At 48.1% G+C, this 26,799-nt stretch carries 23 protein-coding genes, 1 pseudogene, 1 riboswitch and 1 other annotated feature; of the genes and pseudogenes, 18 read left to right on the plus strand and 6 right to left on the minus strand.

The features are described from left to right. Positions 1-8 precede the first annotated feature (8 nt). From BC351_RS35670 to ileS, 6 genes are all read left to right on the plus strand, one after another. Positions 9-695 (plus strand): YggS family pyridoxal phosphate-dependent enzyme, encoded by a 687-nt coding sequence (locus tag BC351_RS35670; RefSeq protein ID WP_079420073.1) that lies wholly within the window; start codon positions 9-11, stop codon positions 693-695. Positions 696-747: 52 nt separating this feature from the next. Next, a complete protein-coding gene (locus BC351_RS35675) occupies positions 748-1,170 on the plus strand; it encodes a cell division protein SepF (protein ID WP_079420075.1) in 423 nt (140 codons plus the stop codon). Positions 1,171-1,202: 32 nt separating this feature from the next. After that, positions 1,203-1,475 carry a YggT family protein gene (locus tag BC351_RS35680; protein WP_244209288.1) on the plus strand — a complete coding sequence of 91 codons (273 nt, stop codon included), beginning with the start codon at positions 1,203-1,205 and terminating at the stop codon, positions 1,473-1,475. Between the two features lie 2 nt (positions 1,476-1,477). Further along, positions 1,478-2,260 carry a YlmH family RNA-binding protein gene (locus BC351_RS35685; protein WP_158082345.1) on the plus strand — a complete coding sequence of 261 codons (783 nt, stop codon included), beginning with the start codon at positions 1,478-1,480 and terminating at the stop codon, positions 2,258-2,260. 153 nt (positions 2,261-2,413) lie between these two features. Next, positions 2,414-2,890 (plus strand): DivIVA domain-containing protein, encoded by a 477-nt coding sequence (locus tag BC351_RS35690; RefSeq protein WP_079420079.1) that lies wholly within the window; start codon positions 2,414-2,416, stop codon positions 2,888-2,890. A 74-nt stretch (positions 2,891-2,964) separates the two neighbouring features. Then, positions 2,965-3,208 (plus strand) — a binding site (T-box leader). Between the two features lie 69 nt (positions 3,209-3,277). Continuing rightward, a complete protein-coding gene (gene ileS, locus BC351_RS35695; RefSeq protein ID WP_079420081.1) occupies positions 3,278-6,046 on the plus strand; it encodes an isoleucine--tRNA ligase in 2,769 nt (922 codons plus the stop codon). A 55-nt stretch (positions 6,047-6,101) separates the two neighbouring features. Here ileS and BC351_RS35700 read toward each other — a convergent pair whose 3' ends face one another. Next, entirely contained in the window at positions 6,102-6,845 is a 744-nt protein-coding gene (locus BC351_RS35700; RefSeq protein WP_079420083.1) for a TraR/DksA C4-type zinc finger protein, read from the minus strand. A gap of 130 nt (positions 6,846-6,975) precedes the next feature. Here BC351_RS35700 and lspA point away from each other — a divergent pair, with 130 nt between their 5' ends. The 4 genes and pseudogenes from lspA to BC351_RS44520 form a co-directional block, all read left to right on the plus strand. Continuing rightward, the gene (lspA, locus tag BC351_RS35705; protein WP_079420085.1) at positions 6,976-7,494 is read left to right on the plus strand and encodes a signal peptidase II; all 519 of its coding nucleotides are present in this window, start codon (positions 6,976-6,978) and stop codon (positions 7,492-7,494) included. Further along, positions 7,469-8,419 carry an RluA family pseudouridine synthase gene (locus BC351_RS35710; RefSeq protein WP_079420087.1) on the plus strand — a complete coding sequence of 317 codons (951 nt, stop codon included), beginning with the start codon at positions 7,469-7,471 and terminating at the stop codon, positions 8,417-8,419. The genes lspA and BC351_RS35710 overlap by 26 nt, the downstream gene beginning before the upstream one ends. A 31-nt stretch (positions 8,420-8,450) precedes the next feature. Then, complete coding sequence (locus BC351_RS35715; RefSeq protein WP_079420089.1) at positions 8,451-9,608, plus strand: aminotransferase A; 1,158 nt, start codon at positions 8,451-8,453, stop codon at positions 9,606-9,608. A 723-nt stretch (positions 9,609-10,331) separates the two neighbouring features. Then, positions 10,332-10,433, plus strand: a pseudogene (locus tag BC351_RS44520) (hypothetical protein); the annotation flags it as partial. 165 nt (positions 10,434-10,598) lie between these two features. On the opposite strand, the gene BC351_RS35720 reads toward BC351_RS44520, so the two are convergent. From BC351_RS35720 to BC351_RS35735, 4 genes are all read right to left on the minus strand, one after another. Next, positions 10,599-11,726 carry an N-acetyldiaminopimelate deacetylase gene (locus BC351_RS35720; protein WP_079420091.1) on the minus strand — a complete coding sequence of 376 codons (1,128 nt, stop codon included), beginning with the start codon at positions 11,724-11,726 and terminating at the stop codon, positions 10,599-10,601. A 21-nt stretch (positions 11,727-11,747) separates the two neighbouring features. Further along, a complete protein-coding gene (dapD, locus tag BC351_RS35725) occupies positions 11,748-12,458 on the minus strand; it encodes a 2,3,4,5-tetrahydropyridine-2,6-dicarboxylate N-acetyltransferase (protein WP_079420093.1) in 711 nt (236 codons plus the stop codon). A 165-nt stretch (positions 12,459-12,623) separates the two neighbouring features. Continuing rightward, the gene (locus tag BC351_RS35730; RefSeq protein WP_079420095.1) at positions 12,624-14,507 is read right to left on the minus strand and encodes an ABC transporter ATP-binding protein; all 1,884 of its coding nucleotides are present in this window, start codon (positions 14,505-14,507) and stop codon (positions 12,624-12,626) included. Then, positions 14,504-16,228, minus strand: coding sequence for an ABC transporter ATP-binding protein (locus BC351_RS35735; protein WP_079420097.1), 1,725 nt, complete (start codon positions 16,226-16,228; stop codon positions 14,504-14,506). Before BC351_RS35735 ends, BC351_RS35730 begins: the two co-directional genes overlap by 4 nt. Before the next feature lie 401 nt (positions 16,229-16,629). Here BC351_RS35735 and pyrR point away from each other — a divergent pair, with 401 nt between their 5' ends. From pyrR to BC351_RS35775, 8 genes are all read left to right on the plus strand, one after another. Further along, entirely contained in the window at positions 16,630-17,178 is a 549-nt protein-coding gene (gene pyrR, locus BC351_RS35740; protein WP_079420508.1) for a bifunctional pyr operon transcriptional regulator/uracil phosphoribosyltransferase PyrR, read from the plus strand. A gap of 11 nt (positions 17,179-17,189) precedes the next feature. Continuing rightward, on the plus strand, positions 17,190-18,089 hold the full coding sequence (locus BC351_RS35745; RefSeq protein ID WP_425270960.1) for an aspartate carbamoyltransferase catalytic subunit: 900 nt from the start codon (positions 17,190-17,192) through the stop codon (positions 18,087-18,089). A gap of 20 nt (positions 18,090-18,109) precedes the next feature. Further along, on the plus strand, positions 18,110-19,393 hold the full coding sequence (locus BC351_RS35750) for a dihydroorotase (RefSeq protein ID WP_079420101.1): 1,284 nt from the start codon (positions 18,110-18,112) through the stop codon (positions 19,391-19,393). A 156-nt stretch (positions 19,394-19,549) separates the two neighbouring features. Further along, a complete protein-coding gene (carA, locus tag BC351_RS35755; RefSeq protein WP_079420103.1) occupies positions 19,550-20,722 on the plus strand; it encodes a glutamine-hydrolyzing carbamoyl-phosphate synthase small subunit in 1,173 nt (390 codons plus the stop codon). Continuing rightward, positions 20,709-23,918: a carbamoyl-phosphate synthase large subunit gene (gene carB / locus BC351_RS35760; protein ID WP_079420105.1), complete on the plus strand. Its 3,210-nt coding sequence runs from the start codon at positions 20,709-20,711 to the stop codon at positions 23,916-23,918. Before carA ends, carB begins: the two co-directional genes overlap by 14 nt. Positions 23,919-23,972: 54 nt before the next feature. After that, entirely contained in the window at positions 23,973-24,662 is a 690-nt protein-coding gene (gene pyrF / locus BC351_RS35765; RefSeq protein ID WP_079420510.1) for an orotidine-5'-phosphate decarboxylase, read from the plus strand. A 42-nt stretch (positions 24,663-24,704) separates the two neighbouring features. Beyond that, a complete protein-coding gene (gene pyrE, locus BC351_RS35770) occupies positions 24,705-25,346 on the plus strand; it encodes an orotate phosphoribosyltransferase (protein WP_079420107.1) in 642 nt (213 codons plus the stop codon). A gap of 93 nt (positions 25,347-25,439) precedes the next feature. Next, positions 25,440-25,526: riboswitch (cyclic di-GMP riboswitch) on the plus strand. Positions 25,527-25,546: 20 nt separating this feature from the next. After that, the gene (locus BC351_RS35775) at positions 25,547-25,747 is read left to right on the plus strand and encodes a putative motility protein (protein ID WP_144028636.1); all 201 of its coding nucleotides are present in this window, start codon (positions 25,547-25,549) and stop codon (positions 25,745-25,747) included. 58 nt (positions 25,748-25,805) lie between these two features. Here BC351_RS35775 and BC351_RS35780 read toward each other — a convergent pair whose 3' ends face one another. Beyond that, positions 25,806-26,687, minus strand: a complete 882-nt coding sequence (locus tag BC351_RS35780; RefSeq protein WP_079420111.1) for a LysR family transcriptional regulator — start codon at positions 26,685-26,687, stop codon at positions 25,806-25,808. Between the last annotated feature and the right edge of the window lie 112 nt (positions 26,688-26,799).

Below are 26,799 nucleotides of genomic sequence, written 5' to 3' on the forward strand. Positions count from 1 at the left end.
TTTCGCAAATGAATTTACGTAATCGTAAAAATGAAGTCGAAGTGCGGGTTGCCGCAGTCTGTGAGCGGTCCGGACGAAATCAAGAGGATATCAAGATCATAGCTGTAACCAAATATGTTTCCTTAGAAACAACACGAACTGTTTTGGATGAAGGACTACAGCACATTGGCGAGAATCGGTGGCAGGATGTTAAGCCTAAGTGGGAGGCGCTGCACGAGCGAGGAACCTGGCATTTCATCGGACATCTCCAAACGAACAAAGTGAAAGACGTCATTGGCAAATTTGCCTATATTCACTCGTTGGATCGTATGTCGCTAGCCAAAGAACTGGACAAACAGGCAGCAGCCCTAGGTTTGGAAGTTAATTGCTTGCTGCAAGTGAATGTCTCCGGCGAGGAGTCCAAATATGGCGTAGCCCCTGAGCATTTCTTTGATCTCGCTGCAGAAGTCAGCAAACTAACACATATACATATCACCGGCTTGATGACCATGGCTCCGTATGAGATGGAAGCTGATGCAACGAGACCTGTTTTTCGTGGATTAAGAGAGCTTCGAGATCAATTGAATGAACGGCAAATATTCCCTTATGAGGTCACCGAGTTGTCAATGGGAATGTCCGGTGATTTTGAGGTAGCTATTGAAGAAGGCGCAACTTGGGTGCGTTTGGGAACGGTTTTAGTGGGTAAAGAAGAGTAATGAAGAAATAATCAATGTTCTGGATGTAAGAACAAGACAGGAGGGAATTATAGTGGGTGTATATAACCGATTTATGAATTTTCTTGGACTGCAAGAAGAGGAAGAGGTTGTGGAGCGGGAACGGATTGTGGAAACAACAGAAGAACCTGAAACCAATCCATATGAATTGCGTAATAAAAATAAGGCGAATGTCGTCAGCATTCATTCACAGAAAAATGCACGTGTCGTGCTGAGCGAGCCTCGCACCTATGAAGAGACACAAGACATCGCAGATCATCTTCGATCTCGAAGAGCTGTGGTCGTTAATCTGCAGCGCGTTCGCGGCGATCAAGCTGTACGGATCGTAGATTTTTTGAGCGGAACAGTATATGCTTTGAATGGGTCTATTTCCAAACTAGGACCGAATATCTTTCTGTGTACACCAGACACCGTCGATATTCATGGTCACATCTCCGAGATGATGGGTGAGGAATAGGCGCATATCCTAACACAGAGGTGGATGCTTACGTGGCTTACGTTCACTATTATTTAAGTATTTTGATGGAAATTTATTATTTCATGATTATTGGTTATTTGATTCTTTCTTGGTTTCCGAATGCGCGTGACAGCTTTATTGGTGGATTGCTGAGCAAACTGGTTGAGCCCTATTTAAGTCCTTTCCGGAAAATCATTCCGAGTATGGGCGTCATTGATTTCTCCCCAATCGTCGCTTTGATCGCTTTGCGATTTGTCGTGATGGGAATTGCAGCTGTGCTAGATTTCATTGCGGGGATGTTTTAATTTTGTCAAAAGAACTATACGGCCATTTCCACCCTGATGAACACCATTTTGTGGACAAAGCCTGGGACTGGGTTGAGCGGGCAGCAGAGCAGCATGCTGTGAAGCTGACGGATTTCCTAGATCCCAGACAGGCATTTATTTTAACTTCACTCGTTAACCGGCATCCCGATGTCCACTGTCGTTTGGATGGCGGATATTCGGCTGCAGAACGAAGGAGAGCATTGATTGCCCCTGACTACCGTCTATTGGATGGAGAGGATATGGCCATGTCAGTGCTGTCTGTTGCTTCCGGAGACGGTAAATTTCTAACCTTAGAACATGGAGATTACATGGGCGCCATTCTTGGACTCGGCATGAAGCGAGACAAGGTTGGCGATATTCATGTTATAGAGGGCGGCTGCCACTGCTTGGTAACGCAGGATGCAGCCGATTACTTGCATTTGAATTTATCACAAGTCCATAAAGTTCATGTCCAAACGGAGCTATTGCCCCTGGATCAGTTGGAGCTGGCACAGGTGAGCTTGGACGAGCTGACCTTGTCTGTGGCCTCGATGCGGATGGATGGTATCGTGAGTGATGTTTTTCGTCTCAGTCGTGCCAAAGTATTGACACCTATTCAAGCTGGTCGCTGCCGAGTCAATTGGAAGCTTGAGGAAGATCCGAGCAAGCCGTTGAAAGAAGGCGACATGGTTTCTATGCAAGGCTTTGGCCGGTTCAAGGTGCTTGAAGTCGAAGGCGTCACGAAAAAAGGCAGGATTCGCGTGAAAATCGGTAAATTTGCCTAAGTGGAACATTTATCCACGAACTTTGCAGGAATTGCTTATTTTCTGTCGAACTGAAACAGTAAGAGTTAGGTGTAAACGGGCTTTCAGCGGAAGCTTGTCCGTTTATGCTTACGAAGTCAGTTTTGCTAAGCAAAACGCTAAGGAGGGGCACTGATGCCATTAACACCGTTAGACATACATAATAAAGAATTTTCCCGCTCGTTTCGCGGTTATGATGAAGATCAGGTCAACGAATTCCTCGATCAAGTCATTAAAGATTACGAAGCGTTGATTCGCGAGAATAAAGACTTACAGAATCAAACGGTGGCGCTTCAGGAGCGGCTGGATCATTTCACGAATATTGAAGATTCGCTTAGCAAGACGATCATTGTCGCGCAAGAGGCGGCAGATGAAGTAAGAAGCAATGCGAAGAAAGAAGCTCAGTTGATCTTAAAAGAAGCCGAGAAAAATGCAGATCGGATCATCAATGAATCGTTGACGCGTTCACGCAAAGTGTCTCTGGAGATTGAAGAGTTGAAGAAGCAGGCATCGATTTATCGGACCCGTTTCCGGACGCTGCTGGAAGCTCAGCTTGAACTGCTCAACACAGAAGGCTGGCAAAGCATGCAATTCGAGACCAAAGAAGAGTAGGAAACTACTGTCCTAGGTGGTTGTCATATTGACTATGCCTAGTGAATTGGGTATACTCCTGTTAAATGTATCTCAGCAAAGCTATGACTGGAACGAGTAGGGCGTCATTGCAGTGTCAGCGAATTAGGATATCGGTGTGAGCCTAATCTCTGCAGCGTATCGAATATCCCCCAGGAGCGTCTCTTGAATCAAGTAGAGAGAACCGGGTCATGCCGTTACACATGGTCGAGTGATTAAGCGTTAGAGCTGCGCAATGTGCGCTGGTTCAATTGCTTAATAACGAGGGTGGTACCGCGAGTTGAGTTTCTCGTCCCTTTTTAGGGGATGGGAGGCTTTTTTTGTTTTTTGGACGCAAACAAGTTTAAGGTAAGAAATGGAGCGGTTGACATGGATTATGGCAAAACATTAAATCTATTACAAACGGAGTTTCCGATGCGAGGGAACTTGCCTCAGGCGGAACCGAAAATTCAAGAACAGTGGGAAGCCGAAGACATCTATGCCAAAGTGCAGGAAAGTCGCAAAGGCAGAACCAAGTTTATTTTGCATGACGGGCCTCCCTATGCCAACGGGGATATTCATATTGGACATGCGCTGAACAAAGTCCTAAAGGATATTATCGTGCGTTTCAAAACGCTGCAAGGCTATGATGCTCCTTATGTTCCAGGTTGGGACACGCATGGCTTGCCGATTGAACAAGTGATTACGAACAGCGGCAAGGTGGATCGGAAGAAAATGACCGTTCCAGAGTTCCGGGAATATTGCAAAGAGTATGCCCTGCAATCGGTTGAGAAGCAAAAAAGCCAATTCAAACGTTTGGGTATTCGCGGGGATTGGAAGAATCCATATATTACGCTGCAGCCAGAGTATGAAGCTAATCAGATTCGGGTTTTTGGTAACATGGTGCAAAAGGGCTATATTTACAAAGGCTTGAAGCCGGTTTACTGGTCTCCGTCCTCGGAGAGCGCTCTTGCGGAAGCCGAGATTGAATATAAAGAAAAAACGTCAACATCCATCTATGTGGCTTTCCCTGTGAAAGATGGTAAAGGCAAGCTGCCGCAGGACGCGGCAATTGTGATCTGGACCACGACGGCTTGGACGCTGCCAGCCAATTTAGGGATTTCCTTGCATCCGGAATTCGAATACGCGGTTGTTCAAGCCAATGGCAAGAAATATGTGCTTGCGCAAGGCTTGCTTGCCGCTGCTGCCAAAGAAATTGGCTGGAGCGAGTATGAAGTGCTTTCAACGGTAAAAGGCAGCGAGCTGGAATATGTGACTTGTCAGCATCCTTTCTATGACCGTGAATCATTGGTTATGGTTGGCGAGCACGTTACGCTGGAAGCGGGTACCGGCTGTGTTCATACAGCTCCTGGACATGGGGAAGATGACTTCGCGATTGGTCAGCGCTACAACATCGGTGTGTTGTGCCCAGTGGATGACCAAGGCCATTTCACGGCAGAAGCACCTGGGTATGAAGGCTTATTCTATGAAAAAGGCGGCAAGCTGATCATTGAGAAGCTGCAAGAATCAGGACTGCTTCTGAAAGCCGCAGACATTCAGCATCAGTATGCACACGACTGGCGGACGAAAAAACCTGTCATTTATCGTGCTACAGAGCAGTGGTTTGCTTCGATTGATAAATTCAGACAAGAGATGCTGGGTGAAATCAAACAAGTGAAGTGGACACCGGAGTGGGGCGAAGTTCGCCTGCACAACATGATTGCAGACCGTGGAGACTGGTGTATTTCGAGACAGCGCGCATGGGGCGTTCCAATCCCAATCTTCTACTGCCGCAGCTGCAACGAGCCGTTGGTCAACGAGCAAACGATTGAGCATGTAGCTCAGTTGTTCGAACAAGAAGGCTCTAATGCTTGGTTTATCAAAGAGGAGAAGGACCTGCTTCCAGCGGGAACGAGCTGCTCCAAATGCGGTCACGGAGAGTTCCGCAAGGAAACAGATATCATGGACGTTTGGTTTGATTCCGGCTCAAGTCATGTCGCCGTGTTGGAAGCACGCCCTGAGCTTGAATGGCCTGCTGATCTGTATTTGGAAGGGTCTGACCAGTATCGCGGGTGGTTCAATTCTTCCCTTATAACAGGTGTAGCCACAAGAGAGAAATCGCCATACAAAGGCATTCTCAGCCACGGCTTCACGCTTGATGGCGAAGGACGCAAAATGTCCAAGTCGATCGGGAATACAATAGATCCGAATGTTGTTTGCGGGAAGCTTGGCGCCGATATTTTGCGTCTTTGGGTATCTTCTGTGGATTATCAATCCGACCATCGTATTTCTGATAATATTTTGAACCAAACGACGGAAGTATACCGGAAAATCCGCAATACATTACGTTTCTTGCTTGGGAACCTCAGTCATTTCAATCCGGATGCGGATCGTGTTGCAGCTGAAAGCTTGTCAGAGCTAGACCGTTATGCGTTAATTCGCTTAAACCGGATGATTGATAAAGTGGTGAAAGCTTATGAAGCTTATGAATTCCATGTCGTTTACCAAACGATTCATCACTTCTGTGCGGTAGAAATGAGTTCATTCTACTTGGACATCATCAAAGATCGTCTATACGCGAATGCGCCAAATGATCCAGCACGCAAAGCATCGCAATCGGTGTTGTATGCCTCGTTGATCGCGATCACCAAGCTGATTTCACCGATTCTTGCCCATACGGCAGATGAAGTCTGGAAGTACATCCCTGGTGTTGAATTGAGCAGCGTTCAGTTGGCTGAACTGCCGGAAGTAGACACAAGCTTGTACAACGAGGAATTGGAAAATAAATGGAACGGATTCTTAAATGTTAGAGATGAAGTGCTGAAAGCACTCGAAGAAGCGCGCAAAGAAAAAGTGATCGGCAATTCGTTGGGAGCATCTGTCCATTTGTATCCGAATGAAGCAACGTACAGCTTACTGTCGAAGCTGGAACAGCTTGACCAATTGTTCATCGTATCTGCCGTATCTGTGCATCCTGCTGGCTCGACAGCGCCTGAGGGAGCTTACCAAGCCAAAGAGGCTGCCATTGCTATTACGGTTGCCGAAGGCGAGAAGTGCGAGCGCTGCTGGATAGTGACCCCGGAGGTTGGGCAAAGTAAAGAACATCCAACTCTATGTAAAAGATGTAATGACGTCGTAGACGCTCATTATCACGAGTAACTAAGGGAACAAACGAGCTTTCGCCAAATAGCGAAGCTCGTTTGTCCTGTTTGTTCTAATCCTGCTCATCATCCGCTTTATGGAGATTTTCGGGTTCCAGAAAAGGGTCGCCTTCGCCGCTATGCAAATAATCGCGATAAGATTTGCTCCGCACAATGGTCACATGCTCACCGTAGAGATCAGTGGCGACAAAGCTTTCGAAGGATTCCACGTAACCTTCGTTTTCATCGGCTTCAATGTACATTTCGTTGTAATTCTCGACATTGGGATCTTCAGCAAAAGCAGGCGTATTCGAGGTGCCCCAGCTTTCAACAATTTGCCAGGCATCCTCACCGTCAAATTCGGTCTCATCGCCGCGTTCATCGAAGCTCGTCCGGCCAAAAGGGGGAAAGAGCACTTGTTCTTCGACAGGCCTTCTGAAAGACTGGTCTGGATCCGGTACATGTTCCAAGCTGTAAAGCGTCGTTGGTATGGCTTGCAGACGTTCGAAAGGAATAGGCTGTTTACTGAAAACACAGATGCCATATTCCCCGCTTTCCATGCGAGATAAAGCTTCATTTACTTGTTCCAAATGCATTTCGGCATGTTCATTCAGTGAGATATCTTTCTCGCGTTCGTAAATTTCAGAGGCAATATCTCCAGGATGATTGTCGTACATGGAGAGCTCGCCTGTACTGTCAGAGAACGAATTGGCTAGGCCATAATGATCATTTGAAGCAAAATGTTTCTCAAGACCAAGCTTTTCCTCCAATAATTGCAGATATAATTGTTTGAGTTGTTCCTCGGTTAAATGGCTCATAGGTCGTACAGCTCCCTTCTTACAGCTGATCCTTACCGTTATAATGCCGAGTGGGAGCACTTTTTAGTGAGGTAATTCCTTGAAAATAAGGAACTGTTGTTTTTTGATGACGATTAGGAGGAAAAGATCAATGAAATATTATTTTTATGCGCTCATTGTATTTATTATGGATCAAGTGTCCAAATGGTTTATTACCAAACGAATTCCGCTGGGAGAAGAACGCTCAGTCATTGGTGAATTCTTCATTATTACTTCCCATCGCAACAGAGGCGCGGCTTTCGGTATTTTGCAAAACCAAAGATGGTTTTTCATTGTCATCACAACGATTGTAGTGATCGGGATTATTTGGTACATCCGCAAGACAATCCGCGAAGGCAAGGTTTTGCTATCTTTTGCGCTAAGCTTATTGCTGGGAGGAGCTCTTGGTAATTTCATCGATCGTGCTCTATTTGGCGAAGTTGTGGATTTCCTTCAGTTTACTTTTGATTTCAGCCTATTCGGCAAAGCCATCTATTATATATATCCGATTTTCAATTTAGCTGATTCAGCCATTGTAGTTGGGGTTATCCTCATCTTCCTTGAATCAATTCTGGCTTGGAGAAAAGAGAAAAAAGGAGCAGCACATGAACACAAATCAGACCTCGTCTGAAGCCGCACAGAGTGAGATCGTCGAATGGACGGTCGAAAAGCAGTTTGCCAAAGAACGTATTGATAAGTTCATCACAGAAGCCTTGGAAGAAGATGTGTCGAGAACGTTGATCCAGCAATGGGTCAAGGATGGGCATGTTAAAGTCAACGGCAAAGAAATTAAACCTAACTATAAGCTGGCTGAACAAGATGTTATTGCGCTGCAAATTCCTGAACCGCAAGGAGTCGAGCTTGCCGCGGAAAACATTCCGTTAACTGTCGTCTACGAAGATGCGGACCTTATTGTCATCAATAAACAACGCGGGCTTGTCGTTCATCCGGCGCCAGGACACTACTCGGGCACATTGGTGAATGCTCTGATGTATCATTGCAAGGATTTATCCGGCATCAACGGAGAGCTGCGTCCGGGTATTGTTCATCGGATCGATAAGGACACTTCCGGACTCATTATGTCCGCCAAAAATGACAAAGCGCATGCAAGTCTTGCTGAGCAGCTGAAGGCGCATACCGTCAATCGCAAATATATCGCCTTGGTACACGGGCATTTGCAGCATGATCAAGGAACGATTGACGCTCCAATCGGACGCGATTCTCATGATCGTAAAATGTATACCGTCACCGAGAAAAACAGTAAAACGGCAGTAACTCATTTCGTTGTGCTGGAACGTTTCGGAGATTTCACGTTGGTTGAGTTGAAGTTGGAGACGGGACGAACGCATCAAATCCGTGTGCACATGAAATTCATCGGGCATCCGCTAGTCGGCGATCCGATGTATGGCAAGAGCAAAGGAATGCTAATGGATGGACAAGCGCTTCATGCAGCTATTCTGGGTTTTAAGCATCCTCGCACAGGGGAATGGCTGCAATTCGAAGCGCCAATGCCGGCGGATATGGACAATTTGCTGCAAACAATAAGAACAACCTAGGGTTCTTCTGAGTGGGAGAGGAGTGAATCATATGGAGCATTTAATAAATCCCTTAGTGAGGGACATTCAAATTTCGGGCATTCGCAAAATTTCCAATCTGGTCAGCACCATACCAGGTGCTTTGACGCTAACGATCGGGCAGCCTGACTTCCCGACACCGCGGCATATTATCGAAGCGGGTCAGAGGGCGCTGGATCAAAATAAGACCGTGTACACCCAAAACCCCGGACTGTTGGAACTGCGTGAAGCCGTGTCCCATTTCGTGAAGCTGAAATATGGACAAACGTATCGCGCGGCGGACGAAATTATCGTAACTGCAGGAGCGAGTCAGGCTGTTGACATCACGCTGCGAACCATTCTTACACCGGGAGCAGAGGTGATCATCCCAGCCCCGATATATCCTGGCTATGAGCCGTTGATTCGTTTGGCAGGAGGCGTTCCTGTCTATGTCGACACGCGGAATAATGGTTTGAAGCTAACGGCTGATATTCTTGAGCCTTATTTAACGGCAAACACGCGATGTGTGATTCTATGCTATCCGTCTAACCCAACAGGACAGGTGCTCACAGAGAAAGAATTGGCTGATCTGGCGCAGCTGTTGGAAGATCGGGATCTCTTTATTTTATCCGATGAAATTTATAGTGAGCTGGTTTACGGTCAAAGCCATCATTCTATTACGACGATAGGCAAAATGCGCGAGAAAACGATCGTTATTAATGGTCTATCCAAATCACATGCGATGACAGGCTGGCGGATAGGCTTCACACTCGCGCCGGCTTACCTCACTGAGCACATGATTAAGGTTCACCAATACAATGTGACCTGCGCCAGCTCCGTAAGCCAGTATGCGGCATTGGAGGCCTTGACGGTTGGTGTGGATGATGCACTGCCGATGCGCAGCGCATATGAAGCGCGTAGAGATTATGTGTATGATCGCTTAGTGGCTATGGGAATTGATTTGGAAAAACCGGATGGAGCTTTTTACTTATTCCCTTCTATTGCCAAGTTTGGCCTCAGTTCCATGGATTTCACAATGAAGCTGCTTCAAGAGGAGCATGTTGCCGTTGTTCCAGGTGATGCCTTTACTTCCTATGGGGAAGGCTTCATTCGAATATCCTATGCGTATTCTCAGGAAGTTTTGGAGCAATCCTTGGATCGCTTGGCGCGATTTGTTGGCAAGCTGAAGTAATTGAATTTGCTGGCAAAAACTGCAAAAGTGCAGGCTTTTTGGATGATTTAGGGCTAAAAAGTGGATAATCCTGCAAATATGCAGTTTTTTTAGGCTTGTAAGCGCTTGGAATAGAAATGAGCGGAGAAAACCTGCACTTTTGCATGAATTTTAGAAAAAGAAGCATAAATGAACCGAAAAAGATGCACAATTGCAGGTTTTTATTAGCTATGAAGGCTTGTCTTCTTGAATAACCACCATTAGACACGATAGTGATCTTGGTTCGCTCTTGATCGAGATGAAGCTGGGAGCATGAATAAGAAGAGTGAAGAGGCTGTCTCAAAGTCGAAAATGACGACGAGGCAGCCCCTTCTGTTTTAGTGCCTCAACGGGTACCGTCTAACCCTAACTGCAACTGCCTATTCATCTGCGACTGCAAGCCCAAGCCCAAGCCCAACCCCAACCTGTTTGCAAATTCCACTGGAATTACTACAGTGTTATCGGGTTTGGGAAGTGGAAATGCTGCTTTGACTGGAGTTTATCCAGTGTATGCAAAGAACGCCTTCCTAGAGGCCACAAGAGGCTGTATCTAAAGTCTGAAAGACCTTAGAGAATAATAAAAAGAAATCTCTCTTTGGCAAAATGGAGGTATACACCCTGCCAATGGATTAGAAGAGAAGATTCCTCCAATTGAAGCGAATGCCAATCGATATACGTGTGTTACTTTTGAAACAGCCTATTTGGCCCTACCGCTGTAATAATCGTTTCTGCACTACATGCTTCTGTAGCGAAACGGAAGCATGGAGCCGCGAGTTGATGGAAGATGTCTTCCAAGTCAATCATCGACGGACAAAGGAGTGGAAGGCAGCTCAATAGAAGAGGGATGGGTGTGAGGATGGTAAGGCGTTTTACGTAGGAACCCCCACATCGATCCCTCCCCATGAACAAAAAAATGGATTTACACGCAAAAAAACCGTCAGGATGGTTCCCCTGACGGTTTTTCTTATTGCATTACTTTTTATCTGATTTAAATCGCAGATAAGCCGTTATTGTCGTTATCGCGATTTCAATCGCGCGTTCGTCGGGCTCAAGCTTGGCATGATGCAGACCATGTGGCGTGTCTACACCCAACCAGAACATGAAGCCGGGGATTTGCTCCAGGAAATAACCAAAATCCTCGCCGGTCATTGCTTCGGTGCATTCAACCAACTGGATGTTGTCCCGATCCCGCAGCCAATCCATGAACTCGATCGTCAGCGGAGGATCATTAAACACTTGGCGATAATTGGAGCCATAATCAATCGCGACGCTGCATTCGAAGGAGTTTTCAACGCCTGCGGCTACCGCTTCGATCCGCTTTTTGATCTTGCCCATGGAGTCTGCGGACAAGGTGCGGATCGTGCCTTCGAGACGAGCTTTTTCCGCGATGATATTTTGTTTGGTTCCTGCTTCCATTTTGCCGATTGTAATAACCGCTGAATCCAGCGGGTTTACATTGCGGGAAACGATGGTATGCAGTTGTCCTACCATTTGCGTCGCAGCGACAATCATGTCATTCGCTTGATGCGGGTAAGCAGCATGTCCGCCTTTGCCCAGCAGGTCGATGAAAAGCTCGGATGTGTTGGCAAACAAAATTTCCGGCCGCGTAGCGATAGTGCCTACCGGATATTCCGGTGCGATATGGAGGGCGACCATTTGGTCGGGCTTCCAATCCTGCAATTCTTCGGCAGCGAGCATCGGCAATGCGCCGCCCGGACCTTCTTCGGCTGGTTGAAACAGGACGACCAAATCATCCTGCATCGGCTGCTGGACGAAGTGGGTGACTACGCCCATTCCAATGGACATGTGGAAATCATGCCCGCATGCATGCATATAGCCCGGATGCTGGGAAGGAAAGGCAAGAGAGGTCTCTTCAGCAATGGGCAATCCATCCATATCCGCCCGATAGCCGAATCTCTTCGTTGGGTTCGTTCCTTGAATGTAAACAAGAATGCCGGTACGCCATGTACGAACGAATAGGCGCTCTTGCGGCAGCTTGGCTAGATGATCAAGTAGCAGCTGTTGGGTCTTGAACTCTTGGAAGCCAGGCTCCGGTATTTGGTGAAGCTGACGTCGCAGCTCGATAAAAGGGCTAAGCATGGCGAATTCCTCCAGATCCTCTTACAGGGTGCGCAGATCTTGTAAAATTTCGGTTTTGGATTTCGTTTTGTCATCCACTTTCTTGATGACGCGTGCAGGCGCTCCTGCAACAACGGTATACTCTTCAACGTCTTGTGTGACGATAGCGCCAGCAGCGACAACGGAGCCTTTACCGATGCGCACGCCTTCCAAAATAACCGCATTCGCACCAACAAGGACGTCATCTTCGATCACGCATGGTTGTGCGGAAGGAGGCTCAATAACGCCGGCAACGACAGCGCCTGCGCCGATGTGACACATTTTGCCGACTTGTGCTCTGCCGCCAAGGACTGCGTTCATGTCGATCATTGTGCCGTCGCCTACGGATGCGCCAATATTGATGAGCGCGCCCATCATGATAACAGCGTTATCTCCGATATGTACTTTATCGCGAATAACTGCGCCTGGCTCGATACGGGCATTGATATGTTTCAGATCAAGCATAGGGATAGCCGAGTTGCGACGATCCGCTTCAACAACGAAATCCTCGATTTGCGCTTTGTTTGCTTCGAGAACCGGCTGGATTTCACTCCACTCGCCAAATACAACGCCGCTGCCGCCGGAAAGGAAGGATTGACTGCCTTCTCCGAAGTTAATGCCATCGAGGTTTCCTTTTACATATACTTTCACCGGAGTTTTTTTCTTGCTCTCTTTAATAAATTGGATAATTTCTAGCGTATTCATTTCGCTCATGGTGACATCTCCTTAAAATTTAAATTGACTCTCCTATATTATCAGATAGGGAGCGTTTCAGCCAATGCGTATTCATAGAAAAAGCTTGTTTGCCGGATGCAACTTATGACTTCATTGTGAAAAAGGCCGCGTCAGGAGTCGGATTAACTCTAACGCGGCCATAATTTAGGAGCTTGCTTTTTGAGCAAATTGACTATTGTAGAGATCTGCATAGAAGCCTTGTTGTTCCAAAAGCTCCACATGTGTGCCTTGTTCAATGACGGTTCCCTGATTCATGACGAGAATGAGGTCAGCATCACGTATCGTCGAAAGACGGTGGGCAATGACAAAGCTGGTACGATTCGCCATCAGGTTATTCATGGCTCGTTGGATAGATACTTCCGTTCTCGTATCAACGCTGCTTGTCGCCTCGTCAAGGATGAGAATCGTTGGATCCGCTAGGATAGCGCGAGCAATGGTAAGAAGCTGTTTCTGACCATGGGAGAGGTTGGATGCTTCTTCATTCAGAATCGTGTCGTACCCCTCGGGCAAAGTTCGAATGAAATGATCGGCATAAGCAGCTCGAGCTGCGTTCACGATTTCCTCTTCCGTCGCTCCGTCACGGCCATAAGCAATGTTGTCCCGAATGGTTCCATTGAACAGCCAAGTATCTTGAAGCACCATGCCGAAAAGTCCGCGCAGTTGGCTGCGTGACAGCTCGCGTGAATTCACACCGTCAATAGAAATGGTTCCGCTATTCAATTCATAGAAACGCATAAGCAGATTGACGATTGTGGTTTTGCCGGCGCCTGTAGGTCCAACGATTGCGACGGTTTGACCGGGTTCCACGGTGATATTCATATCTTCAATCAGCGGCGTATCGGCCTTGTAAGAGAAGGCAACGTGCTCAAACTTCACAAGTCCGCGGACATTAGAAATCGAATGGACATTGGCGTTCTCCAGAACTTCTTCAGGCTCATCCAACAGCTCGAAAATACGTTCCGCCGCGGCGATGGTGGATTGAATGACATTGGCGATATTGGCAACTTGCGTAATCGGCATTCCGAATTGCCCGGAATATTGAATGAAAGCAAGGATGTCACCGATTTTAATAGCACCATTGGTAACCATGATCCCGCCGATTACACTGACAAGTACGTAGCCGATATTCCCGATAAAGGACATTAAGGGAAAAATCATCCCGGAGATGAATTGAGCTCTCCAGCCTGAATCGTACAACCGGTTATTAATTTCATTAAACTGCTCAACCGATTTGTGCTCACGGCCAAAGGCTTTGACGATCGTATGGCCCGTATACATTTCTTCTACATGACCGTTTAGTTCGCCAAGTGTTTTTTGCTGTCCTTTGAAGTACTTTTGTGAACGGGAGGCAATTATTTTGGTTCCCCAAATGCTTAATGGCAAAGTAATAATGGTAGCTAAAGTCAGCAGGGGGCTGATCGTTAACATCATCACAATGATACCTAGCAAAGTGACGATCGATGTAATCAATTGGGTTAAGCTCTGCTGCATTGTAGAACTAAGTGTATCTACATCGTTGGTAGCACGGCTCATCGTGTCCCCATGACTGCGGGCATCAAAGAAGGACAAGGGAACCCGAGTCAGCTTCTCGCTAATCGCCTTGCGCAGATTAAATACAACCTTCTGTGTAACGCCAACCATAATCCATTGTTGGATATAGGTTAGAACAGCGCTAAGCACATAGAGCGCAGCCAAAATCAGAACGATTTGGAGAATCGCATCGAAGTCGATTTTCGCACCGGCGACCCCTTTTAACTTGGCCACAGAGCCTTCATATAATAGGGTAGTCGCATTACCCATCAGCTTCGGACTGATAATGCTGAACATCGTGCTAAGAACAGCTGCAATAAGAACAAAAGATATCGGCAAGCGAAAGGGCTTCATAAAGCCGGCAAGCCTGCGAAGCGTTCCTTTGAAATCCTTGGCTTTTTGAACGGGTCTGCCCATAGCCCCCATCCCGCCGCGGCCAAAGTTTCCTGGGTTGACAGCCGGAGGGGACGGACGCTCATCTTTGCGTTGCTCACTCATGCGATTTCCTCCTCTGACAGCTGCGAAGCCACAATTTCTTGATAGACAGCACAGGTATTCATCAGCTCAGCATGTGTTCCGATACCGGAGATACGGCCATCTTCCAACACGATGATACGATTCGCATCCATGATGGTACTGACGCGTTGAGCGACGATAATTTTGGTCGCATAGTCAGTTTCATCTTTGAGTGCTGCGCGGAGCTTGGCATCCGTCTTGAAATCCAAAGCAGAAAAGCTATCGTCGAACACAAAGATATTAGGTTTGCGAGCTAGTGCTCTAGCGATGGCAAGGCGCTGCTTCTGACCTCCTGATAAATTCGTTCCGCCTTGGGCGAGAACCGACTCAAAGCCATCTTTCAATTCAGCGATAAAATCAGCAGCTTGCGCTGTAGCCGCCGCATGTCGGATCTCTTCATCCGTTGCAGTTTCACGTCCGAAACGAATGTTTTCGGCGATCGTCCCGGAGAAAAGCGCAGCTTTTTGTGGGACATAACCGATTTGTTCTCTTAGGCTTTCTATTTTCAGCTTATGCATAGATTGTCCGTCAATGGTAATGTCTCCTGAATCGACATCATAGAAACGTAACAGCAAATTGATGAGTGTCGTTTTCCCAGAACCTGTGCCGCCAATAATTGCAGTAACTTCACCTGCTTCTGCGCGGAAGGAAATGTCGAGAAGCGCCGGCTGCTCGGCGCCTGGATAACTAAACGTAACATTTTGAAACTCAATGGCGGCTTGCTTGGCATCCAAATTTTTCGCTGATTCGCTATCATGGATCGTGGACTCAAGGGCCAAAACTTCATTAATTCGAACGGCCGATGCTGATGCCCGGGGAATCATCATGAAGATCATCGTCATCATAAACATGGAAAACATAATTTGCATCGCATACTGGATGAAAGCCATTAGATCGCCAATCTGCATCTGATTGTTGTCAATCCGTATGCCGCCGTACCATAGAATGACGACAACGCCTAAATTGAATACCAACATCATGACTGGCATCATAGTAGCCATTAAGGTATTAACTTTTACAGCGGTCTGGGTGTAGTCAAGGTTTGCCTTTTCGAATTTCTGTTTCTCATGATCGGACCGATTGAAGGCACGGATTACGCGGATGCCGGTTAAATTTTCTCGCAACACTAGGTTGATACCATCAATTTTGAGCTGTAATAATTTGAAGAGGGGGAGACCCTTGCGCATAATCCAAATGATCGCAAGAACGAGAATCGGAATGACGGAGATTAGAACAATTGCCAGATGAGCGTCTTTGTAAGTCGCCATGATGACTCCGCCGATCAGCATCGTTGGCGCTCCGATGAACATTCGCATCATGACAATGACCTGCTGGACTTGGGCAATATCATTGGTTGTTCTTGTAATGAGCGAGGAGGTACCGAGCTTGTCGAATTCGTTCAGCGAGAAGCGCTCGACATGGCTGAAAAGCGTACGGCGCAGATCCCTGCCGAATCCTGTTGCCGTCTTGGCGAGCAAGTAGCTTGCGATGATAACACAAACCATTCCTCCCATCGCGACTAACAGCATGTAAGCTCCGTATCGAAGAATATACGAAACATCTCCTTTGACAACCCCCACATCAACAATGTCTGAAAGCAGTGTCGGCAAATACAACTGTGCCAGTGATTGCAGCAGCATTAATGCAATGACGGCAGTCACCAAAAATTTGTAAGGCTTCAAAAGTCGAAACAATTTGAACATAGTTTCCTCCTTAGTGAGATAGCAAGCCTGTCTGTTTCTTTCAAAATAATATGTAAATTATAACACATGCCGGAGCGCTTGCTCAAAGAGAAATGCGGATAAGATATTGACTTATCGTGTCGAAAATGGCATAATGCTTTTAATTACATATGTACCTTTAAAAACAGTCCAGAGAGGCTGGCAAGGTAAACGATAAGAAAAGACGGGATATCGAGAATCTTAGGTTCACGATATGAACAAGCGTGGGATGTGCGCATCCTGATGCCCCGCTCTGTATCTTTATGCACTCGTAACTCCTTGCCAAGAATTGGGCAAGGAGTTTTTTGGTTATCCCGAAGGAATATGCAGCTTATTCTTACGATGTCCATTTTGCTGGAGATGAACTCTCAGGAGGCGAAAATATGAACGAAACAGCGGAACATACCATTATCGATGAAATGGGCATTCGAAGAGCACTTACGCGGATTGCGCACGAGATCCTGGAAAAGAATAAGGGTGTAGAAGATTGCACCTTGATTGGGATTCGGACCCGCGGCATTTATTTAGCCAAACGCGTGGCAGAGCTTATTATGGAAATCGAAGGTGTGCCGATTCCGGTTGGCGAGATTGATATCACTTCTTACCGCGATGATCGCATCAAAGTGAAATCAGTGGAAGACGCCAGAGAAGGCGGCAACCTGCAAATCCAAGACCGCAAAATCATCCTTTTTGATGATGTTCTTTATACCGGACGAACGGTGAGAGCTGCCATGGACGCTTTGATTGATCTGGGTAGACCGCAGATGATCCAGCTGGCCGTACTTGTTGACAGAGGACATCGCGAGCTGCCCATTCGCCCCGATTATGTTGGGAAGAACGTACCTACCTCCAAAAGTGAAAGCATCGAAGTGCTGTTAACGGAAATCGATGTTAAAGATGGGGTCATCATACTTCAACAGAGGGGGAAATAGGAGTGAGCATAGTGAGTACACAAGCAGCAAGACATTTTCTGGGACTAAAAGGCGTGAGTGCAGGGGAAATAACGAGCATTCTAGATCGCGCGGTGTATTGGGAACAATCGCCAACGAAGGTGTCGAACCAGTTCCAAGGCAAATTCGTTTCCAACCTATTTTTCGAAAATAGCACCAGAACCCGCTTCTCCTTCGAGCTGGCGCAGAAACGCCTAGGAGCTGACGTGCTTAACTTCTCTGCCGCAGAATCAAGCGTGCAAAAAGGGGAGTCCATCTACGATACAGTTCGCACGCTCGAATCCATGGGAATTGATGCTGGGGTTATCCGCCTGAAGCCAAACGGTGTTCTGCAGGAGTTAGCCGAGAAAATCAAAATTCCACTAATCAATGCCGGCGACGGAAATAACGAGCATCCTACGCAAGCGCTTCTGGATTTCTATACAATGCGCAAGCAGTTCGGCGCCATCAAAGGGCTGACGGTTTCCATCATTGGTGATATCCTGCACAGCCGTGTGGCTCGCTCCAACCTATGGGGACTTATCGCCTTGGGAGCGAAAGTACAGTTCTGCGCGCCTCCAAGTATGCAAGCTCCTGAGCTGGCTGAGTTCGCACCGTATGTCTCTTTCGAGGAAGCTTTGAAAGCCGATGTCGTCATGATGCTGCGTGTACAGCTTGAGCGCCACGACAAAGGAATTATTCGCTCGGCTGAAGAGTACCGCGAGCAGTATGGTCTGACCGTAGAACGCGTAAGCCGCATGGCGCCGCATGCGATCATCATGCATCCAGCTCCGGTGAATCGCAATGTGGAGCTTGATGATGAACTGGTCGAACATGAAAAATCGAAAATTTTCACACAAATCGCTCATGGTGTTCCGATTCGTATGGCGGTCATTGAACGAGCTTTATCATAAAACAGGGGGATTGCATCACAATGGGAATTTGGATCTTAAACGGACTTACCGTTGACGTCAATAATGTACAAGCAAAGAAACACATTTTGATCGAAAATGATAAAATCGCACAAGTGGTGGATGCGGCAAGCGGCTCAACGCCTCAGACGGAAGGGCATGAAGTTATCGATGCAGCAGGCAAACTTGTAACACCTGGTTTCATTGATATGCATGTTCATTTGAGAGAGCCAGGCTTTGAACATAAAGAAAATATTGCGACGGGCACGCGCTCTGCGGCTCGCGGCGGTTTCACAACGATCGCCTGCATGCCTAATACAAGACCAGTGATCGATACGGTTGATACCGTGAACTACATATTGGATAAAGCCGCAACAGAAGGAGTCATCCGTGTAATTCCTTACGGCACGATTACGAAGAACCAGCTTGGTCGCGAATTGACGGATTTCGCAGCGCTCAAAGAAGCGGGCGTTATCGGCTACACCGATGACGGTGTTGGAGTGCAAAGCGCACAGATGATGAAGGATGCAATGGCTTTGGCCGCATCCATGGACATGCCAATCATCGCACACTGCGAGGATGACACGCTTGTCGTTGGAGCGCCGGTGAGTGAGGGCTCGTTTGCGAAGAAACACGGCCTGAAAGGGATTCCGAACGAATCTGAGGCGATTCATGTAGGGCGCGACATCCTGCTGTCTGAAGCGACAGGCGTTCACTACCACGTGTGCCATGTGAGCACGGAGCAATCGGTTCGCTTGATCAGGCATGCGAAGCAGTTCGGCATCAAAGTGACTGCAGAGGTATGTCCGCATCACCTCGTGCTGTCCGATGAAGATATTCCAGGGCTCGATGCCAACTGGAAAATGAATCCTCCGCTGCGCACGCCGCGCGATGTGCAGGCTGTCATTGAAGGTCTGGAAGACGGCACGATTGATATCATCGTAACGGACCACGCACCGCATAGCGAAGAAGAAAAGGCCAAAGGCATGATGCTGGCGCCATTCGGCATCCTAGGATTCGAAACAGCGTTCTCGCTGCTGTATACGAAATTCGTTCTAACTGGACAATGGACGCTGGGCTTCCTTGTGGATCGGATGACGCAAAAACCGGCAGACGTGTTCGGACTTCCTTACGGAACGCTGGAAGTGGGCCGAGCAGCGGATATCACAATCGTAGACTTGGAGACGGAGCGTGAAGTTCTGAAAGATGAGATCGTGTCGCGCAGCAAAAACACGCCGTTCATCGGTTGGAAGCTGCAAGGCTGGCCGGTTGTGACCATCGCATCCGGTAAAGTGGTTTGGTCGTAACATCCGCATAATGCGCTGTACGCGATCGATGAAATCGTGTATATTTATACAGAATGATCATTTTTTATGCAAGTCTATGCATTTCTTAGGAAGTTGTAGGCATGACATCTGCGGTTCGTGAGAATCGTTTGACAATAGCGAAGGAGTTGAAAGAACATGCAGGCAAGATTGTTGCTGGAAGACGGCACTCTTTTTACAGGAAAATCGTTCGGTAGTGAAGGTGAATCCGTCGGCGAGGTTGTATTCAATACAGGGATTACAGGTTATCAGGAGGTGCTTTCCGATCCTTCCTACTGCGGTCAAATCGTGACGATGACGTATCCATTAGTGGGGAACTACGGTGTGATTCGGGATGACTTTGAATCCGTTCGTCCTTTCATTCATGGTTTCGTCGTGCGTGAGCATGAAGAGATTCCAAGCAACTGGAGAGCGCAATACACACTTGGCAGCTTGCTCAAAGAATACGGCATTGTGGGCATCAGCGGCATCGACACTCGTATGTTGACTCGCAAAATCCGTCACTACGGCGTTATGAAGAGCTTATTGACAACATCCAACAAATCGGTTGCGGAATTAACGGAAATTCTTCGCGGAACTTCCCTTATGACGGATCAAGTTGCTCGTGTATCTACCAAAAGCGTATACGGCGCGCCAGGTCACAAAGAACGTATCGTACTTGTTGACTACGGTGCAAAAAGCGGGATCATCCGCGATCTGAGCAAACGCGATTGCGACGTCGTCGTTGTCCCTCAAGATGCGACGGCTGAACAGATTCGCCGCCTTGCGCCGGACGGCGTACTGCTGTCCAACGGCCCTGGGGATCCGAAGGATGTTCCACACGCGGTTGAAATGATCAAAGGCTTGCTCGGCGATATTCCTTTGTTCGGAATCTGCCTTGGCCACCAATTGTTCGCACTCGCTTGCGGCGCGGATACAGATAAATTGAAGTTCGGTCACCGCGGCGGCAACCATCCTGTGAAAGATTTGGCTTCCGGTCGCTGCTACATCACATCGCAAAATCATGGCTATACCGTAAAGGAAGATTCCGTGAACGGAACGGACCTTGAAGTAACGCACATTAACAATAATGACCGTACAATCGAAGGTTTGAAACACAAGAAATACCCTGCTTTCTCGGTGCAATATCACCCAGAGGCAGCACCGGGGCCATTCGACTCCAGCTACTTGTTTGATGATTTCATCTCGCTGATCCGTCAGCATAAGCTTGATAACCCACAGCAGCCGCGCCAAGCGCAAATGCTTGCTCAGTGGAAAGCTTCCACGGCATCGACATCTGTGAAGGAGGAACTGCAATATGCCAAAAAATAATACACTCAAAAAGATCCTCGTTATCGGTTCCGGTCCAATCGTTATCGGTCAGGCAGCGGAATTTGACTATGCGGGCACGCAAGCTTGTCAAGCACTTAAAGAAGAAGGCATGGAAGTTATCCTGATCAACAGCAATCCGGCTACGATCATGACGGATACAAACATGGCGGATAAAGTATATATCGAGCCAATTACACTTGAATTTGTTACACAAATCATTCGTCAAGAACGTCCTGACGGCTTGCTTCCAACACTTGGAGGCCAAACGGGTCTGAACATGGCTGTTGAACTGGCTCGCGCCGGTGTACTGGAAAGCGAGAACGTGAAGCTTCTCGGAACGCAGCTGACGGCGATTGAGAAAGCGGAAGATCGTGATCTTTTCAGAGACTTGATGAGAGAATTAGAGCAGCCGGTACCAGATAGCGTTATCGTAACGACAGTTGCTCAAGCGGTTGATTTTGCTAACGAAATCGGCTTCCCGATCATCATTCGTCCAGCGTACACATTAGGGGGAACTGGCGGCGGTATCTGTAATACGATGGAAGAGCTGACGGAAATCGTAGCTTCCGGAATTCGCTACAGCCCAATCGGCCAATGTCTGGTTGAGCGCAGTATCGCAGGTATGAAAGAAGTCGAGTACGAGGTTATGCGGGATGCGAACGACAACTGTATCGTTGTGTGTAACATGGAGAACTTTGATCCAGTTGGTGTACATACAGGAGACAGTATCGTAGTAGCGCCAAGCCAAACGTTGTCGGACCGTGAGTATCAAATGCTGCGTTCGGCATCACTGAAAATCATTCGCGCCTTGAATATCGAAGGCGGATGCAACGTACAATACGCACTTGATCCGCACAGCTTCCAATACTATGTAATCGAGGTTAACCCGCGTGTCAGCCGCTCCTCAGCGCTTGCATCCAAAGCGACTGGATATCCGATTGCCAAAATGGCAGCGAAAATTGCGATTGGCTACACGCTCGATGAGCTGGTCAATCCGGTTACAGGCCAAACCTATGCTTGCTTCGAGCCGGCACTGGATTACATCGTTTCCAAAATCCCGCGTTGGCCGTTCGATAAATTCACAGCAGCCAACCGTAAATTAGGTACACAAATGAAGGCGACTGGCGAAGTTATGGCGATCGGCCGTACGTTCGAAGAGTCCATTCACAAAGCAGTACGTTCCCTAGAGATCGGTGTACATCGCCTATTCCTTAAAGAAACGGATTTGCTGGATACAGAAACATTGGAGTTACGCTTGCAAAAACCGGACGATGAGCGCCTGTTCTTATTGGCAGAAGCTTACCGCAGAGGCTACACGGTGGAGCAATTGCAGAATTTGACGAACATTGACTGGTGGTTCTTGAACAAGCTTGATGGTCTGATCAAATACGAGAAAGAAATCGCGGCAAGTGAACTGACGAATGAGCTGCTTTTCGAAACGAAGCGCAAAGGCTTCACAGATCGTGCTATTGCCGAGATTCGTACGCTAGCTGGATGCTCGACATTCACCAAAGAAGCGGAAGTCAGAACACACCGCTTGAAGCAAAACATCAAGCCTGTCTACAAAATGGTAGATACTTGTGCAGCGGAATTTGAAGCTTCTACGCCTTACTACTATTCTACGTATGAGCAAGAAGATGAAGTAACCGAAACAACCAAAGAGAAAGTCGTTGTATTAGGCTCCGGTCCGATTCGTATCGGTCAAGGGATCGAGTTCGATTACTCCACGGTTCACGCGGTTTGGGCTATCCAAGCAGCGGGTTATGAAGCAGTTATCATCAATAATAATCCAGAGACAGTGTCGACGGATTTCAATACATCAGACCGCTTGTACTTCGAGCCGCTATTCTTCGAGGATGTTATGAACGTCATCGAGCGTGAGAATCCAATCGGAGTTATCGTTCAATTCGGAGGCCAAACTGCGATTAACTTGGCAGCACCGCTGCACAAAGCTGGCGTGCGCATCCTCGGATCTGATCTGGAAAGCATTGATACGGCGGAAGATCGCAAGAAGTTCGAAGCTTTGCTTAGCAAGCTTTCGATCGCTCAACCTCCAGGCGGTACTGTAACATCCGTTGACCAAGCCGTAGGAACAGCAGCGAAATTCGGTTATCCGGTTATCGTTCGTCCTTCTTATGTCCTAGGCGGACGTGCGATGGAAATCGTCTACTCCGATGAAGAATTGCTGAACTACATGGAATATGCCGTGAAAATCAACCCTGAGCATCCGGTTCTGATTGACCGTTACATGCTGGGCAAAGAAGTAGAAGTGGATGCGATTTGTGACAGAGAAACGGTTCTGATCCCAGGGATTATGGAACACGTTGAACGCGCAGGGGTTCACTCCGGCGACTCGATCGCGGTATATCCGCCGCAATCGCTCTCCGATGAGCTTAAGCAGCAAATCATCGACATTACAACGAAAATTGGACTTGAACTGAACGTGGTTGGATTAGTCAACATCCAGTTCGTCATTCATAACGATCAAGTGTACGTGATCGAGGTTAACCCGCGTTCTTCCAGAACAGTGCCATTCTTAAGCAAAGTAACGAATATTCCGATGGCCAATGTCGCGACTCGCGTCATTATGGGTCAAAAGCTTACGGATATGGGCTATCAAAGCGGACTTTGGCCGGAAGATAAATATGTTTCTGTCAAAGTGCCAGTGTTCTCCTTTGCGAAGCTGCGCCGTGTAGATACAACTCTCGGGCCTGAGATGAAATCAACAGGCGAGGTCATGGGGCGCGACATTAACTTCGCTAAAGCCCTCTACAAAGGCTTGATCGGGGCAGGCATGAAAATCCCAGCTGCCGGTTCCGTCGTAGTGACGGTAGCTGACAAAGACAAAGAAGAAGCGATTGAAATTTTGAGAGGCTTCTACCGCTTAGGTTATAAAATCATCGCAACAGGCGGCACCGCTACAGCGATTCAAGAAGCTGGTCTGCCGGTGACAACTGTCCACAAGCTGAGCGAAGGATCACCTAATATTCTGGATCTGATCCGCAGCGGGGATGCACAATTTGTTGTGAACACTCTGACAAAAGGGAAAGAACCAGAGCGCGACGGCTTCCGCATACGTCGTGAAGCTGTTGAGAATGGTGTGGTTTGTATGACATCGCTGGATACGGTCAGAGCGCTAGTCAATATGCTTGAAGCGATTAACTTCTCCTCACGTGCAATGCCCATTCATGCTTAAGGGAGAGTGAAGATTGTGTCGATATTAACACGTACTGAGATTGCTGGACGTATAATGGTTGCTTTGGATTATGCGAACGCAGAACATGCTGAAGGGCTGCTTAAGCAGCTCGAAGGCATTCCCTGCTTCGTGAAGGTGGGGATGCAGCTTTTCTACGCTGCAGGTCCTAGCTTCGTTGCTAGTCTGAAAGAACGCGGCTACAAGGTGTTCCTTGATGTGAAGATGCATGACATTCCGAACACGGTCAAAGGCGGCGCGGAGAGCGTGACGCGCCTCGGGGTTGACGTGTTCAATGTGCATGCTGCCGGTGGCAAGCACATGATGGAAGCTGCCTTGGAGGGGGTCGACAAGGGGCTTGCTCCTGGCCTTACACGTCCGATCGTGATCGGCGTGACGCAGTTGACCAGCACCAGCCAAGCTGTGCTGAATGAAGAGATCGGCCTGGCCGGTACGACCGAGCAGGCCGTCATTCGCTATGCCCGCTTGGCGCATGCCGCGGGGCTGCAAGGCGTCGTAGCGTCACCGCTTGAGGTGACGGCGATTAAGTCGGCGTGCGGCGACGGGTTCGTCACGGTGACGCCGGGGATTCGCCCGGCAGGAGCTGACGCGGGCGACCAGTCACGCATCATGACGCCGGCTGAAGCATTCGCGCAGGGGACGGACTACGTCGTGATCGGCCGACCGATCACTGGCGCAGCCGACCCTCGTGCGGCAATTGAAGCGATCATAGATTCGATCGCGTAACCAAGTCTTGAGCCTTACAACGGAAGGAACGGTGGAAGTATCATGAGTCAACTCGAAACTATTGCACAGCATATCGCAGCGTCTTTATTAGAAATCGAAGCGGTTGCGCTTCGGCCGCAGCAGCCTTTTACATGGACATCGGGCTTGAAATCGCCCATTTACTGTGACAATCGTTTGACGATGTCGCACCCTGCGATTCGCGATGCGATCGCTGAAGGCTTCGTCCAATTGATTCAAGAGAAGTTCCCTGACGCTGAGGTTGTGGCGGGTACAGCAACTGCGGGAATCCCTCATGCTGCTTGGGTCGCTCAAAAGCTCGGCCTTCCCATGATCTATATCCGGGATAAAGCCAAAGGCCATGGCAAAGAGAACCTGATCGAAGGTTCTGTGAAGCCAGGTCAAAAGGTGATTGTGATCGAGGATTTGATTTCAACCGGAGGCAGTTCATTGAAAGCGGCGATTGCGGTGAAAGAAGCTGGCGCTGAACCGCTTGGCGTGCTCGCTATTTTCTCCTATCAGCTGGATAAAGCAACCGAAGCGTTCCAAGCTGCGGGTATGCCGCTGCATACACTATCCAACTACTCTGCGCTGCTGGAAGTAGCACTAGAGAAAGGGAAGATTCAAGAATCCGATATGGAGCTTCTTCGCTCCTGGAGAGCGAATCCTGCTGCTTTTGGCGTATAAGAGGCTGTGCCTAGGTTATGGTGAAGTTTCGCGAAGATTGACGAATTGTGTAAGAGTACCCTATACTGTAAGAGTGCTAGGTACGTCCTAACATCTGCGAAATGGCAAATGACGCGAAAGCGGCAGACGCAAAGCTACAGGGGCTAATCGGCTTGGTCCGCATGCCTGCCAGCTACCGAACGATGAGAGGAGGAGTGCTCGTGAATATCAATAGTGTTCTTACAGCCGTTAATGGCGGTGACTCTTTGAAGCAAGCGGTTGGCATTCAGCTTTTGAGCAAAGCCAATGATCAGCAAGCCGCTGCAGCTACTACTTTAGTACAGGATTTTGCTAAAACCCAGCAGCAGGTTACCGCTTCAGCGGCGCCGCACTTGGGTGGCAATCTCGACATCCGCATATAAGTTTATAACGCAAGAAGCTCTACCTTTACGAAAAGGAGAGCTTCTTTTTTTTGTTGCGTTAATCTTGCTTTTCGCTCGTCAACAATTGGATGAACGATTGGAGGGGCTGCGACATCCACTTTTTGGGATGAAGCAAGAGCTGGAGATCCATGCGCAGATCGGCATGTGAGAATGGAAGCTGTGCCAGCTTGCCTGCGGCGAGCTCGCTTTGCACGGCGATATGCGGCAGCAGCGCAATGCCCAGCCCATTCATGACGCATTGCTTGATCGTTTCCAAATTGCCTAGCTCAAAACCGATGCGAAGCGCAATGGCGTGATCTTTGAGCAGCTGCTCAAACATGCCGCGATAAATGCACCCTTCTTCTGTAACGATAAATTCGGCTTCATGGAAGTCGCCAAGCTCCACGGCAGCTTGCTGCGACAGTGTATGCGCAAGCGGAGCTATCAGGACCAATGGTTCTTCACGAACTTTGGTACAGGTTAGCTGATTATCCGCCGGATAGCGATCCAACAGGAGACCAATATCGTAGTCGCCATTTTTGACTTTGCTCATCAAAGAGGACTCGCTATCAGGGTACAGCTGAATATTGAGACCTGGATACAGTTGTTTCATTTCATGCAAATAGGGAGGCAAATAATAGGCGGCAAGCGAGTTGATCGTTCCGATGGTCAAAGTTCCGCTGACTTGGCTGGCAATCATTTCTTTGGACTGATCGTAGAGATCGAGCATTTGCGCAACTAACTTGAGCAAGTTTTCTCCCGGAACGGTTAATCGCAGCTCACGACCGTACCTCTCGAAGAGGGGGACCTTATATTCTCTTTCCAGCTTCTGAATTTGCATGGTGATGCTGGATTGCGCGTATCCTAGTTCTTCGGCAGCTTTGGTAAAGCTTTTTCGCCGGGCGACTTCCCGGAAGGTTCGGAAATAAGTTAAATCCATGGGAGTCCCTCGTTTCATTATCAATAATATTGATGATCTACATCATTTATTATAGCTAACTGTGATGATAAGTTCCATGCTAAAGTGTTTGTATGCAGGAACATCGCGAAGG

The organism is Paenibacillus ferrarius (genome assembly GCF_002027705.1).
Classification (GTDB): Bacteria; Bacillota; Bacilli; order Paenibacillales; family NBRC-103111; genus Paenibacillus_E; species Paenibacillus_E ferrarius.